This window comes from Shewanella psychropiezotolerans, from assembly GCF_007197555.1.
Classification (GTDB): Bacteria; Pseudomonadota; Gammaproteobacteria; order Enterobacterales; family Shewanellaceae; genus Shewanella; species Shewanella psychropiezotolerans.
The window spans coordinates 3,015,709-3,029,902 of record NZ_CP041614.1 but is presented as its reverse complement, the minus strand read 5'-3'; the positions used below and the strand labels follow the sequence as shown (position 1 = coordinate 3,029,902).

12 protein-coding genes and 1 pseudogene are annotated in these 14,194 nt (G+C 42.8%); 6 read left to right on the top strand and 7 right to left on the bottom strand.

Annotation, left to right across the window (positions count from 1 at the left end):
- Positions 1-159: 159 nt before the first annotated feature.
- Positions 160-1,641 (bottom strand): EAL domain-containing protein, encoded by a 1,482-nt coding sequence (locus FM037_RS13365; RefSeq protein WP_144046413.1) that lies wholly within the window; start codon positions 1,639-1,641, stop codon positions 160-162.
- A 23-nt stretch (positions 1,642-1,664) separates the two neighbouring features.
- Entirely contained in the window at positions 1,665-3,476 is a 1,812-nt protein-coding gene (locus tag FM037_RS13360; RefSeq protein ID WP_144046412.1) for a methyl-accepting chemotaxis protein, read from the bottom strand.
- A gap of 115 nt (positions 3,477-3,591) precedes the next feature.
- Here FM037_RS13360 and FM037_RS13355 point away from each other — a divergent pair, with 115 nt between their 5' ends.
- From FM037_RS13355 to FM037_RS13345, 3 genes are all read left to right on the top strand, one after another.
- On the top strand, positions 3,592-4,464 hold the full coding sequence (locus tag FM037_RS13355) for an AraC family transcriptional regulator (RefSeq protein ID WP_144046411.1): 873 nt from the start codon (positions 3,592-3,594) through the stop codon (positions 4,462-4,464).
- A gap of 206 nt (positions 4,465-4,670) precedes the next feature.
- Positions 4,671-5,186, top strand: a complete 516-nt coding sequence (locus FM037_RS13350; RefSeq protein ID WP_267874880.1) for an IS6 family transposase — start codon at positions 4,671-4,673, stop codon at positions 5,184-5,186.
- Positions 5,187-5,300: 114 nt separating this feature from the next.
- Entirely contained in the window at positions 5,301-5,723 is a 423-nt protein-coding gene (locus FM037_RS13345) for a hypothetical protein (protein ID WP_144046409.1), read from the top strand.
- Here FM037_RS13345 and FM037_RS13340 read toward each other — a convergent pair.
- The 3 genes from FM037_RS13340 to FM037_RS13330 all read right to left on the bottom strand — a co-directional run bounded on the left by FM037_RS13340 (position 5,683) and on the right by FM037_RS13330 (position 9,349).
- Positions 5,683-8,262: an Ig-like domain-containing protein gene (locus FM037_RS13340; protein WP_144046408.1), complete on the bottom strand. Its 2,580-nt coding sequence runs from the start codon at positions 8,260-8,262 to the stop codon at positions 5,683-5,685. The two genes, FM037_RS13345 and FM037_RS13340, sit on opposite strands and share 41 nt — an antisense overlap.
- Positions 8,256-8,819 carry a hypothetical protein gene (locus FM037_RS13335; RefSeq protein WP_144046407.1) on the bottom strand — a complete coding sequence of 188 codons (564 nt, stop codon included), beginning with the start codon at positions 8,817-8,819 and terminating at the stop codon, positions 8,256-8,258. The genes FM037_RS13340 and FM037_RS13335 overlap by 7 nt, the downstream gene beginning before the upstream one ends.
- Positions 8,820-9,055: 236 nt before the next feature.
- Positions 9,056-9,349 (bottom strand): helix-turn-helix domain-containing protein, encoded by a 294-nt coding sequence (locus tag FM037_RS13330; protein ID WP_144046406.1) that lies wholly within the window; start codon positions 9,347-9,349, stop codon positions 9,056-9,058.
- 278 nt (positions 9,350-9,627) lie between these two features.
- Between FM037_RS13330 and FM037_RS13325 the strand changes: the two genes are divergently transcribed.
- Entirely contained in the window at positions 9,628-10,617 is a 990-nt protein-coding gene (locus FM037_RS13325; protein WP_324617126.1) for a LysR family transcriptional regulator, read from the top strand.
- A 294-nt stretch (positions 10,618-10,911) separates the two neighbouring features.
- Here FM037_RS13325 and FM037_RS13320 read toward each other — a convergent pair.
- Positions 10,912-11,124, bottom strand: a pseudogene (locus tag FM037_RS13320) (DDE-type integrase/transposase/recombinase); the annotation flags it as partial.
- Between the two features lie 327 nt (positions 11,125-11,451).
- Here FM037_RS13320 and FM037_RS13315 point away from each other — a divergent pair.
- On the top strand, positions 11,452-12,108 hold the full coding sequence (locus FM037_RS13315; protein ID WP_229381184.1) for a LuxR C-terminal-related transcriptional regulator: 657 nt from the start codon (positions 11,452-11,454) through the stop codon (positions 12,106-12,108).
- A gap of 171 nt (positions 12,109-12,279) precedes the next feature.
- Here the strand turns inward: FM037_RS13315 and FM037_RS13310 are convergent, their stop codons facing one another.
- Complete coding sequence (locus FM037_RS13310) at positions 12,280-12,987, bottom strand: IS6 family transposase (RefSeq protein ID WP_267874893.1); 708 nt, start codon at positions 12,985-12,987, stop codon at positions 12,280-12,282.
- A 396-nt stretch (positions 12,988-13,383) separates the two neighbouring features.
- Between FM037_RS13310 and FM037_RS13305 the strand changes: the two genes are divergently transcribed.
- Positions 13,384-14,097, top strand: a complete 714-nt coding sequence (locus tag FM037_RS13305) for a response regulator transcription factor (RefSeq protein ID WP_144046404.1) — start codon at positions 13,384-13,386, stop codon at positions 14,095-14,097.
- The last annotated feature ends 97 nt before the right edge of the window (positions 14,098-14,194 follow it).

The following is a 14,194-nucleotide window of genomic DNA, read 5'->3' as shown; positions in this document are numbered from 1 at the left end:
GAAGTCTCACAAGTTATAACTTGTGAGACTTCCTCATCAACAGGAATATTGCAGCAGGACTATAGATTTGCAACAGAGCCAGAATTGGTTAAGGCTGCATCAGAACAATCGGCCACCCTAGTTGTCGCTGGACCGGTCAAGGTTATTTCTGTTTAGCCCTTAAGCGCTATTGGCTATGATTTTATACTTCAACAATAACTCTTTTACATCAGAGAGAGGCTTAGAAAAATAATACCCTTGCATATAGATGTCTTTTTCTAGGGTAAAATAATTAACTTGCTCAGCGCTTTCTACTCCTTCTACAATAATCTCTAAGTTGAGTGTTCTAGCCATATCAATGATAGAGTTTAGCACTTCTAACTTTGAACATTCTTTCCCTATTATATCAATAAAGGTTTTGTCAATTTTTATACAGTCAATGTCAAAATCGATAAAATAGCTAAAACCACCATAACCTGTTCCCACATCATCTAGCTTTATTTTAAATCCTGACTTTTTAAGATTAGTAACATTCGATTTGGCGGCGGTAATATCATTAAACTTTTGACTTTCAGTTATCTCTATTTCTGGACGAAAACAGCAGCCAGAAAGAACTGCAATAACGGACTGAATAAATTCATTATCTTCAACTTGAGAGGCTGTTAGATTAAAAGAACAAAAGAAGTCATCGACATGCCCATGATTTACAGTATTAAGTTCATGTTTAGATAACAGCATTATTTTCAACGTCATGTTATTAATAACCTCCAGATTAATGGCGTCATAAATGAAAGCCGCAGGAGGTAAAACCTGTCCAAACCTATCACGCCAACGCATTAAGGCTTCGACTCCTTTTGTTTGCCCAGTACTATCAACAATAGGTTGATAGTACGGTATAAATTCATTGTTTGCACATGCTGTTATAAGTTCTTTTTTTCTATAGCCCGCTCGTAACTTTCGGTTGATATATACCGATAAAAAGGCATAACAGAATAAAAATAAAATAACGAGTATGTAGTTATACTTATTGTATAATTGCTCCTTTAATTTCAAATGGATAAATAAATACCCTTTCGCTATCCCATAGTCATCCACAAGTTTAAACCAAGTGTCAATAGGTTGCTTAGGTTCATTTTCTCCCGTTATAACAAATTTGTATGTGAGGCACTTATCGCAGTAAAGCCTAAAAAAATCTTCTAATCTCAACTTATTAGAAGATACAATGAAGTCATTTGATGGGCCATTTATTATAATACCTACCTCCTCCTTACCATCCACTTCATTTGAATATCTAACTAAAGGCGGATTAACAAGTATGTCACTAATTTTATGAGCGGATAAACCTGCCGGAGTACATATTTGCTCTCCAACTATCAACTCTACCTCTCGAATTTCTGGACTCTCATAAGCCGTCTTGCTCAATACCATCTTGACATATTCAGAACATTCATTAGGGATGTTAAGCTTTTTTATAATTTCAGTCTCTCTACGAAGATTTTCTCTTAACCTTTCACCAAATAAAGACAATTCCATATATATCAATGGTTTTATTATCAATCTATATATAGTTGGCTGCAAAAAGTATGTAGATAACAAACTCAGTATAATCAAACTGATGGGTAAATTTAACCGCTTAACCCAATCAAAAATTTCTGTATTCACAATGCTAATAACTCTAGAAATGGCTAAATTTTAAAATCCTGCACTATCTTAGCTAAACGCTGAGATAGCTCGTCTAGCCGCTCACTAGAATCAGTAAGTTCAACAGCGGTTTCTGACGACTTCAGAGTACCATCCTGTACGACTTCCATATTAACATTAAGCTCATTTACAACCGTTGACTGCTCCTCTGTTGCTGTTGCCATTTGTGTATTCATGTCTGAAATTAGAATAACGTTATCTGAAATAGAAGCGAAAGCAATAGATGTGCTAGCTGTGGATACTACAACCTCGTCAGTGAGTTCCAAGCTGCGATGTATAGTCAAAACAGCTTTTTCAGCTTCAGCCTGCAAAGACACTATCATCTCCTGAATTTCACTCGTTGAGTTTGATGTGCGGCTTGCCAGTAAGCGAACCTCATCAGCAACAACGGCAAAGCCACGCCCTTGCTCTCCAGCTCTTGCGGCTTCAATGGCTGCATTAAGAGCCAATAAATTAGTTTGATCTGCCACATCCCGAATGATATCTAAGACACCTTCAATGCGCCGGGTATTGTCTGATAAAGTGCTTACAACATCACTCGCATGCTTAATATCTAGGGATAAAGTTTCGATTAGTGCCGTTGTTTGCAATATGACCAACTGTCCATCTTTTGCCTTGCTTTCAGCTTCGTTTGCTGCATCTGCGGCCTGTGAGGCATTATTTGCAATTTCATTGACCGTTGCGCCCATTTCATAAATAGCCGCCACTGTTTGAGTCACATTATCTCGTTGAAGTGAGCTATTCGTGAAAGTTAACTTAGATTGCTCCTCTATAGATTTAGATGCCTCCAGCAGCTCGACTCCAGATGCTGCGACCTCTGTTACTGAATGATGGATTTTCCCTATAAAGTTATTGAATCCTACTGATATTTTAGACAGCTCATCTTGACCAATGACATTCAAACGATACTGTAAATCCCCCCCTTCCTCTCCAAGTTCATTAAATACTCTCGATAAGTTTTCAAGGGGGGTAATGATATTATTTATCATTTTAAATTCAATAAAAATAAATACTGCTACAATCAAAAAAAGCAATGATAGAAGAACTTCCCAAACAAGTAAGCGCTCTTCTTTCTCCACTGTATCCAAAAGAATCCTTACTTTAGAGAATAGAGCTTCTACATTGTGTGCATTGCTTCGAACATGCCCACGTAACCCACTATTATACTTGAGCCCAATTAACTCTTTTTGCTTAACGATTTCATTAAAGGTATTGTTTAATTGTTTAACTGCGTAATTTTCATCAGTTTTTTCACCTTTGGTTTTATTGTATAGTTCAGTGTACGCCTTTAAGTAAGAAGGGGTATTTGTTGCTATGAATAGTTCAGCGCTTCGGAGTAACCGGATGATTTCACTTTTGTCCGTATTACTGAGAGTTGTTATATTGTAGTAAAATAATCTATACATCCCAGACTCATTATCAAGCCCTAGTTTTTCAGCGGCGATAGCGTAAGACATAAACTGAGTATGGTAAGAATCTATACTTATTGATAACGCTTCTAGCACCGGTGCATCTATTGACAATTCTGACATATCTTTAATCAAAACTTGTAATTGCCTCTTAAAAGAAAGGCTGTTACTTTCAAATTTCACTTTATATTTTTCATTTAATCTTAATTGGAAATCTTTTTCATTCCGGCGAAGATTAAGTAAACTAACTTCCAATTGGCTAGCCTCAACTATTACATCGCTAATTGCAGCCATCCGGCTGTTGGCACCCATAGCAACCATTAAAATGGTAACGATTGACACCACGCAGAGAGCGACAAGCCCCCACATCTTCTGCTTTATTGTCATAACAATTCACACTTTCTCTTATTTTATTTGACGTGGAAGAATATAGAGATCCGAAGAGGTTCGATATGGTGTAAAATCTAAATGTTATGCACAATCAACTTAAAAGTGATGTATTGTGATCAATCTCCTCTCTTCGTTTTACCTTAGTGCAACTATTTTCCACCGCTCACTGTTATGCAGAGAATGGAGTACTGACACTTCAGGAACCGGACTGGCAAGTTTCCACCTTATAAGCTCTGGAGGGGCTTTTCTTTATTGTGACGGTTATCTCGCAGAACCATTAAGTGAAGGTGATATTGTCATATTTCCTCACGATGCTCCTCATCTCATCAGTTATCATTCTAATGAAGAGATAGCTTATAATACTAATAGCTTTATCTCATACCCAATCGAAGCGAACATAGACAATTCCACTGGGTTGATTTGTGGATATTTTGACTTTGATGAAGACAAAAAACATCCACTAATCGCACAGCTCCCTTCATGTATTCTTGTTAAGAAACTGAGTATGAACATGACACTCAATAGAATTGTAGATTGTTTAATCAGTGAGGCACTACAAGGAGCAGAAGCTAATGAAATTGTACTTGCTAGGCTAAGCGAAATTTTTTTTCTCACTTTGCTCAGAAACCTACTACAAGATGAGAACACTAGCCTTGGATTGTTCAAGGCGCTTCAAGACCCAAAAATGAAAAAAGTATTACAAGCTTTATCTTGTAATATCAGCCACCAATGGAATTTATCAAGTTTAGCTGATATCGGCGGCTATTCTCGCGCAAGCTTTCATTCTCACTTCAAGAGATATTTACAGCAAAGTCCATTAGAGTATTTAACACACATAAGATTATCAAAGGCCAAAAAACTACTTAGACAGGGCATGACGGTTTCAAAGGTATCGATAGAAGTTGGATATTTAAATGAAAATTCATTTGCTAAAGCTTATAAGCGGCATTTTGGTTACGGACCAGGCTTAAGCCGAAAAAACTAATGGCTACATATTAACAATAAACGTGTAGATCACCACTCGTCTACGAAGAACTCTGGCTCTGTCGCAAACTGAGATCTCGCCGCTATAACTTGAGGGGGTTCTGTCGCATCTCGAAGTTTAAGAAATGATCTACATACAGAATTTGATAAGTAGATGATAAATAGTCAAGCCCTGCAGTGGTGTTAAGCTGGCTTTTTATTTGATATGTGAATTTCCCCTATGGCCTTAAGCTTCGCCAAAAACAGTTTCCTTCAGCCACTATACTGATGGCCGTTCGATGGTATGTTGCTTATAAGCTGAGTTACCGCGATATCGAAGAGTTACTGGCAGAACGTGGTGTTAACGTTGACCATGCGACGCTCCATCGCTGGGTGTTGGAATATGCTCCTTTGCTGGAAGCTGTGTTTCGTCACGGCAAGAAGCGCTCAGTGTCTGGCTTGTGGCGAATGGATGAAACGTATATCAAAGTTAAAGGCCTGTGGTTTTACCTGTACCGAGCCGTCGATAAATACGGCGACACTATCGATTTTATGTTAAGTGAAAAGCGAGATGAAGCTGCCGCCAGAGACTTCTTTAACAAAGCTATCGGGCAGCATGGCTTACTAGAGAAGGTGGTCATTGATAAAAGTGGAAGTAACAGCGCGGCTCTGGATAACTTGAATTGGCAGCTTTGGTTCGCCGGTATGGCCGCTTATATTATCGAAGTGTTGCAGGTGAAATGACGCTATGGGAGCAATTCTATTCTTTAGCTGCTTAACCATGTCTGGAGGATACTGCGATCACTTCATTTCCCGAAGATGCGACAGAACCGCTCTTTCTGTTGTTACGCAATACTCATGACACACTGCGTAAAGCGGTCAAACAACTCAATCAGTAATTTAACCACTTCGGCTTTACAGCATTCCGGTAAAACCTTTATTGGTAAAACCGCCAAAGGTTTTGACTGGCTAGGGCTACAATACAACTCAAACGGCCATGTCGGCCTAGGAAAACGCGCCCTCACTAATTTTGCAACCAAATTACGCAAGCTTTATGAGCAAGCCCAAACCAAGCCAGCTTTACAAACTGGCCTGGCTGAGCGGGTGACGCACTATGTTCGCAACTGGTGCTGTGCAGGTGAGTCACCGATGGAGGGTGGCGAAGCACCTACGCGTGCTCACAAAGGTCCACTGGCAGGGCTATTACGTTCCCCGTGCCTCGGTAACATCCTTCATCGGCCTATTGCACACATAATGTCGCCTTTATCTCCCTCACGCTAGTAAGACTATAAGCCATCTTGTTGTGATAATAGATGTCAACATTACTATTCGTTGGGTTTACCGGAAACGCTTCGTAATTTTGGAGCACCGGCTGACGGTGGTGAGCCATGACCACGTACTGCAACCCGTCGTTTCCTGGTATTGTTTCAAGCTCAGGGAACATCAATAACAATACATCGACTGGTGCGTAATACCCAAAGTATTCCTCGTACTGCTCTCTCGACGCCACTACACCACCACTCACCCCACAAAATTCATCCGACTCCGTCGAATTCATCAAGGCTCCTGTCATTGCTACAACCTCAAAACTTAACGCGGTAAAACTGCTTAGGCTGTCAACCGACGAGAGACCTGCGATCGAAGCTACGTACTGAGCGGTCACGGTGACATCCTCCTCGACCGTGTTAACAACATTAAATTGCACTAAACCCTGAGCATTGGTCAGTAAGCTCTGCGCTGTTTCGACTAAGGTTGCACTACCCGTAAAGGTTACTTCTACCAAGGCGTCTTTCACCATTTTACCGGTATCATCTAACACCAATACCTCAAACGAGTTGGTGGCGATGCCATCAGCACGTGCCAGCGATGTGAGTGCGGTGATACTGTCTACCATCGCCGTAGCAGGGTTACCCGGTGTGGGCGTGACACAGATGACCTTTAAACTATTTCTATTTGTATCAGCGAAGCTGGTTACTGTGTCTGTCACCGTGTCGAAGCCATAAAAGGTACCAGTGCCAGCGCTGGTTGATGACCAAAACTGACCATAAGGCCAACCATTTAATGCATGTAAATCTCCGTAACCGTCGGTGTCATTTTCTGGCGCTGTGGTACCAAAGGTGTCGTTAAAGGTCACTAACTCATCTTTTGTCGCTAAACTTGCCCCTAACAGGCTACAATATGCATTTGCACCAGAGATAGAACTTATGCTGTCATCCATATTAAAAAGTCCCCAAGAAGCACCGTAATAGTCGGCACCTTTACTTTTCCCTTGACCCCAATAAGCGACTTGCTCACTCGAAGTCATCGGGCAATGATAATCCAAACCATTGGTGGATAAAACTAAGTCAGCACAAGAGCGCCCCCAAGGAAGTAATTCTACAAAGTTAGTTGACGCGCTTTGCTCAGAGTAGACGCCCTGACTGTTGGTCAGTGATGCAGTGGTTAATACGCTTTCTTCCACCGTATTGGTGACATTAAAGCTGATATTACCACTGGCGTCGGTTATCAGCGCAGAAGGAAATTCGACTAACTGCGGCGTCACACCGTCAAAGCTAACGTCAATTAAAATATTTTTTAATGCATTGTTGTAGGCGTCCACGACAGTAGCATTAAAGCCATTGGTCATGCTGCCGTCGCTACCTGCATTGTCATTAGTGACGGTCAGACTATTCAGCGCCGCGGTACTTGCATCGGCAGTAAAGTCAACAGTTGTGACGGTTGTAACAGTTTCATTTTGGGCGGTAATATACTCAACAGACACGGTAACCAACTCGGCTTTGGTATTGGTTAGCGTAAAATCGTCATTGCCCCGAGTATCGGTTATGAGTACCGAAGTGCTAAGGCTGGCACTGCCAGTTACTGACACTGTTAACGACGCGTCAACGACCGGGCCTGTAACACGAGTAAAGTCGATAGCCAGTGCCGCAGTACTCACCCCGTCTGCTACGGCGGAGCTTGAGCCGGTAAACGTTAACCCACCGCTGTCAATACAGGTGACATAATAACTGTCGCCGCCAGCAGCAGATTGTTGAGCGGTCGCCCAAGAAAGGTCTACCAAGGTCGCAGTCCCTGCTTCTTCGGTGATATAGGGTTTACCCGTTGGCCATAGGTAGTTAACTTTAGCGCTTTTGGCCGCATGCATATCAACTAATTCTGCTGGCGTTGGTAATCGGCCACGGGTGCTACAATAATTGACCGCGCCCGCCAGGGTGAATGTCGCCACATCGATACTTGGGCTATAAGCACTGTCCCGCCAAAACCCCTGTATGTCTATCCCGTTACTTTCTGCAGTAAATTTAGTATGCGGGGCGGTAAATAATTTTAACCCCTCTTCGATATCACCCCATTGAGCGACTTGATTGGCATCAAATGTCGTCACTTCAACAATACCCGTCGCGAAGCCGCCTCGATGGTCTGACACCATATAGCTGACGTAGTGCTCATCAGCCGTCGGCGCTTCAAACGTAAACACGGTGTTGGTTAAGTCACCGACATTTTTTGACGCCACGTTGGCGGTATAGCTTTTTACCTCGATGAGTTGCAGCTCATCGAGGTCAACTGCATCACTGATAGCGTCAATAACGTCAATATCTACACTGGTGTTGATTTCAACATCTGAGCCATAACTGAAGTTGGCCGCAGTCGGCGCATTATTTAAACTGTCCGACACTGCATAATCTAAGGTGCCCATCTTGATATCGGGCACGCCAGCAATATCACCTTCGAGAGCGTAAACTACTCGTGACACACCTTCAGCCGTGGCGGTATAGGAGATGGAGAAGGTAGGCGCGTCGACCGTGACATCACCATCACCTAACACACTAAAATCTTCAGATAGGTATAACCAGCGGGGAAATCAGTTCCCAGAGCTGCCTCAACATCAGTGACATTAACATCGTTAATCGCCATAGCTATCGATATCGGTGGTAATACGGCTGAGCCACCTGCACTACTGGCCACCATAACTTTAGCCCTGGCACGGGTCTTAGTCTGACCCGATAAAGCAATACTTTCAACTTCATAACCATATTCACAAATGGCCGCGCCTTCGACTGTGACATTAAAGCCCAAACCTAAGATGTCACTGCCTTCACCCGTTTGCACCTGACCACACTCGCCGCTGCCCTGGCTGGATTCGAGATAAATATCGGTTACCTTAGCCCCTGCCGTACCACTCTCTATCAGGCTCGACAAATCAACATAACCCGGTTCGTCGGGCGCAACCACATTAAAGCCGTCGCGGGCCGATACCGGCGCTTGCTCTACAACAGGACCAGCAGCGGGAGAGTCAGAGCCTGAGTCGCCACCGCCACACCCCGACAGGAGTAGAGTCGATAACATCAGAGACGTTAACAGATTAAGTTTGCTTGCTATCATTGCTCCCCCTCCCGATAAATTAATGCCTGTGAAAGGCTGAGTAGTAAATTCGTGGCCATCGGGCCAATGAGTCTGGTCATTTTTCTTCCTTTATGAAGTGTTCACATAACACCCCTGAGAAGACCAAGGCGTCCTCAAAGCGATATGTGTATTTTTTTGTTCTTTTATCGAAGGGGCACCCCTTTTTTTGGGGGAAGGTTAGCCTATGCAGTAATCAACCTCATAGGGCCCTATACCTAATTAACTCTGAGTTTCCCATGCAGAGAAACCGGACGATTTTCGTATCGAATACTTTCGTAACGAGTGGGCCAAATATCTTGAGGTTTCATTTCTAAAGCCTCAGCAATCAAGCGCTCACCTTTGGTCCACGGGCGGTCTAGCGCTTTACTTAGCGTCCCAGGCCCCAAGCCAGCCTCCTGCCCCACCCTTCTCAGAGAAAGGCCTTTCTTGTGTAACAAGTAAACGATATCCAATCGTGGCATATCTGCTGCGGCGCGGCTCTCAGTACAATTCGAATCAACTGGCTTCATTTTTAGGTCCTCAGCGAATAACTAATAAGGGCTACACTTAAATGTAAATAGCGAGCACTTGTGGAAAGCTACTAACAACTCCACACCTAGCTCGCTTTGCGTTACAGCGATCAACAAAACAGATCAATCAACGGGATCCGATCGATTTATACGATCAGCTGAATAGGATTAACCCCGTCAGATTGTTTCATCGGTGTATCAACCAATAGGTCCATCCCCAATTATTAGTCAAATGAGGCACTAAAAGTGGTCCACAGTGATGGTAGGAGTTATACGTTATGACAAAATCAAAAAGAAAAGTAACCAACACAATGAATGACTTACCCAGCCTTAGGAATCTGATTTATTTATCTCACCTGCACGAAGAGCAAAACTTTCGCCGCGCAGCCAAAGTGTGCGGGGTGAGCCAGTCAACGCTGTCCACGGGTATAAAAACCTTGGAAGAACTGCTTGGCGACCAATTGCTTGAACGGTTCAGGAAGACCTTTGCTTTTACAGTCGTGGGCGAAGAGGTGGTTTTGCGGGCCAGAAAATTATTGGCTGAGGCCAATGACTTGGTCGAATTGGTTAAAAACCAAAGAAGTATAATGGCGGGGGAGGTTCGGTTAGGGTGTGTTCCGACGATAGCCCCGTTCTTGCTGAGGCCTATTTTTGAGCACTGCGAACAACATTATCCGGATTTAATCCTAACGGTCACAGAGGATACCGATGAACAGCTTACTGGGGCATTAACCAGAGGAGAGCTGGACCTGCTTCTGGTCGCTCAGCCTGTACCTGTAGAGGTCGGTAAGCATCATTATATGAAACTGGGTATAGACCCGTTTAAGTTTGTCGTGCACTCAACATTAGTAGAAGCCATGGGGGAGCCGCTTGATATCCAACGCCTGCCGGGCAACAGTATCCACTTACTACGAGAAGAAAGCTGCATGACCAAGTCAGTTTTGCGCGCTCACTTGCTTGATAGCCATGGAAAAGTCAACCCCATTACGGTCACAAGCCTGCACACCTTAGTCCAATTAATTAGCGGCAAGCCTGGCGCGACTTTTCTGCCTCAAATGGCGATTGATGGAGGCATACTTAACCATACACCCCTGCATGTGATGCCGCTGTCTGGCGAAGTCCCTTATCGGGAGATAGGGTTAATGTGGCGTAAAAGCTCTATTAAGGTAGCCACTTTAAGCAAACTAGGGGGAATCATAAAGGAGGTCCATCAAGAGGCCGAAAAAACCACACCTCCCTCTCCCTGGACAGCAGTAGCAGCAAAATAGCGACATCGGTATCTACCAAGATAACGCCTGTTAAATAAAAACAGAAATGGTAAAATCATCTCTTACCTCGAGCAGGCTAACTGGCGCAGGGCCTCTTGAGCATGAAATATGACTGGCACAAAGGAACATATTAATGAAATTTCTGGATGTTAAAACTGATTTTGCTTTTAAAAAGGTCTTCGGCAGCAAAAAAAAGTAAGCTCAGATTGATTTAATTTCTGAACGCGATAGTCGATTTTAAGGTTCTGTCGCATCTTCGGGAAAGGAAGTGATCGCAGTATTCTCCAGACACGGTTAAGCCGCGAAAGAATAGAATTGCTCCCATAGCGTCATTTCACCAGCATCTTTCATCTGACCTTTACGAAGCATTTGCCATAACTCGACACCCGCTATTGTGGCTTCAGCCCCAGACACAGATTTGAATCCAAGGGCGGTACGCATCTTCCACTTCACCGCTCGGTGACTCTGCTCTACGATATTATTGAGGTATTTCAACTGCAACACTTTATACTTTTTTGAGTTATGGCTGAGAGCGACTGAAGTTTACAGAAATTAGTCATTTCACGCAGAGACGCGTAGAGTCTAAATTCATCAAAAGACCTAGATCATTGCAACAAAGTCCCTTCGTTAGCCACTCACTTCTTAACGGTATTCAGTCAATGTTAGAAGAGGAGATAAAATGGCATTAACACTAGACTCAGCGTTGATAGCTTCTTAGGGAAATATCACGCTCTTTGCCCTGAGATTGAGATAAGGTCTTATAACTTGTTAAGTATAAATAAAGTTTCTCACATTTATCAAATGTTCAATTCTTCATCGTCTTATGGTGATATAATGCAGAGTGCTAAGACTTTGCAACATGTGCTTGACGTTGAGGGAGTTGCCCTAATGACTCTCATGATTCGTCCGGATAACAGGATTCATATTGAGAAAGTAGTTAGTTCCGGATTTGGATTTTCGACAATGAGTGCAGAATGGGACCGTTTGTATCAGAGGAAAAAACTTCAATATCTTGATCCGGTAGTGAACTGTTCTAAATTATATAGGGAGCCTTTTAATTGGACCTCTGTCCCTTCGATGATATTACTGTCTGAAAAGCAGCTTAACTTTCTCGATAGCGCTCAAAATGTGGGGTTAAAAGAGGGAGCCAGTATTGGTTACCTTTCTACCAGGCATATATATAAAGAGTTAACTATCACTTCTGTCTGCGGCCGTTCACTCAACTCGGAGCAGCTTGCGGCCTTAAAACTGATCAATACCGTTTCAGCTCAAGCCATGACGCGTCTCATATCTCCAGTGGGGTCGTTGACGAAAAGAGAACGGGAAATACTAGGTTGGACTTGTGAAGGTAAGACCTCCTGGGAAATAGCTATGATTTGCTTAATTACAGAGAGAACAGTGAAATATCACTTGAAAAATATATATAAAAAACTCAACGTTGAAAACAAGGTTCAGGCGGTTGTTTGTGCAACTAAACAAGGGTTAATATAGCGCAAGCATGATCGAGATCCGTATACATTACCGATTATCTGGTAAATTATTAATAATTTACCAGATAATCGGAGCACTTTCTGGCTAAGAGCAATTTTTGCAACAGAGCCCTAATAACGGTTCTGTCGCATCTTCGGGAAATGAAGTGATCGCAGTATCCTCCAGACATGGTTAAGCCGCGAAAGAATAGAATTGCTCCCATAGCGTCATTTCACCAGCATCTTTCATCTGACCTTTACGAAGCATTTGCCATAACTCGACACCCGCTATCGTAGCTTCAGCCCCAGCCATCGATTTGAATCCAAGGGCAGTACGCATCTTCCACTTTACCGCTCGGTGACTCTGCTCTACGATATTATTGAGGTATTTCACCTGCAACACTTCGATAATATAAGCGGCCATACCGGCGAACCAAAGCTGCCAATTCAAGTTATCCAGAGCCGCGCTGTTACTTCCACTTTTATCAATGACCACCTTCTCTAGTAAGCCATGCTGCCCGATAGCTTTGTTAAAGAAGTCTCTGGCGGCAGCTTCATCTCGCTTTTCACTTAACATAAAATCGATAGTGTCGCCGTATTTATCGACGGCTCGGTACAGGTAAAACCAAAGGCCTTTAACTTTGATATACGTTTCATCCATTCGCCACGAGCCAGACACTGAGCGCTTCTTGCCGTGACGAAACACAGCTTCCAGCAAAGGAGCATATTCCAACACCCAGCGATGGAGTATCGCGTGATCGACGTGAACACCACGTTCAGCGAGTAACTCTTCGATATCGCGATAACTCAGCTTATAAGCAACATACCATCGAACGGTCATCAGGATTGTGGCTGAAGGAAACTGTTTTTTGCGAAACTTAAGGCCATAGGAGAAATTCACATACCAAATAAAAAACCAGCTTAGCACCACTGCAGGGCTTGACTATTTATCATCTACTTATCAAATTCTGTATGTAGATCATTTCTTAAACTTCAAGATGCGACAGAACCGGAGATTTTGATAAAAACTCTTCTAATCTTAATTGGGTTCTTCCGCTTGAGCCCTTGTAAAACCTTAATTTGCTAGCAAATATGGCAGTCAAAAAATAATTGAGACTTAATTTCACATAATTGAGATATTATCTCGACCATTATTCCCCTCAACCTTTTGTTTCTTAAGTGTATCTAAATTCCTTTTTTTTGATGAAAAACTTCATAACCCTTTACTGTATTCACACCGTTTTCTCACACAAAATGACTCCTATAGCAAAAACTTAGTCTTTTAGGAGTAAACAATATGAAAGCGAAAACAATACTGATCGTCGAAGATGATCTATTTACATCACGCCTCATGACCAGCTTCTTTGAGCGTAAAGGTTACATCGCCTATCAAGCTTTTGATTCTGGTGCCGCATTCATGTATGCAGCAGATAAGAAAATCGACATCATCATTTTAGATGTCACTTTGCCCACGGATTCAGGTGTGTCTATCATTCAAAAGCTGAAGAGTATTAGCTTTTGCCCTGTCATCTTTTATTCATCGGTAGCAACTGAAGAGATGGAAATCAAAGCGCTAGAAAGTGGTGGAGATGACTTTATAAACAAACAGCGGGGCATGAATGTGCTGTATACCAGAGTGAGTCGTCTGTTAAATCAACAGTCTGCGACGGAAGTTCAACCAGAGGCATCGAGTGATGTCGTGTCGATCAATAATATCATTCTACACTCGGAGCTTGGTCAGTGTAATGTCAATGGAGAAATCATTGAGCTGCAGAAGAAAGAGAGTAGATTACTCAACTTCCTGATGCGCCATAAGAACAGTCTGGTCAACCGAGACGAAATATCATACATACTTAATGGGTATGCATATGATGGCTGGAGCAGAAGTATAGATTTGATTATCTGTCGACTTCGTAAAAAATTAAAAGCCGCCAACATTCCTGAAAGTGCCATAAAGAGTTTACGCGGTAAAGGCTATAGCTTAGTTGAACAAGAATTTATTGCGGCCTAGCATGGTGGTCTATAGAGCGACAATTAGGATGGCTTGCTGACAGACCCTCGTTAACGTTAGCCCCACTAACCATGGGGCGCTCCATCGGTGAGGTGAT

Excerpts from the sequence above, each read along its gene's own strand:
- FM037_RS13335 (WP_144046407.1), bottom strand. The coding sequence starts at position 8,819 with ATGATAGCAAGCAAACTTAATCTGTTAACGTCTCTGATGTTATCGACT.
- FM037_RS13330 (WP_144046406.1), bottom strand. The coding sequence starts at position 9,349 with ATGAAGCCAGTTGATTCGAATTGTACTGAGAGCCGCGCCGCAGCAGAT.
- FM037_RS13325 (WP_324617126.1), top strand. The coding sequence starts at position 9,628 with ATGACAAAATCAAAAAGAAAAGTAACCAACACAATGAATGACTTACCC.
- FM037_RS13345 (WP_144046409.1), top strand. The coding sequence starts at position 5,301 with ATGACACACTGCGTAAAGCGGTCAAACAACTCAATCAGTAATTTAACC.
- FM037_RS13315 (WP_229381184.1), top strand. The coding sequence starts at position 11,452 with ATGCAGAGTGCTAAGACTTTGCAACATGTGCTTGACGTTGAGGGAGTT.
- FM037_RS13305 (WP_144046404.1), top strand. The coding sequence starts at position 13,384 with ATGAAAGCGAAAACAATACTGATCGTCGAAGATGATCTATTTACATCA.
- FM037_RS13360 (WP_144046412.1), bottom strand. The coding sequence starts at position 3,476 with ATGACAATAAAGCAGAAGATGTGGGGGCTTGTCGCTCTCTGCGTGGTG.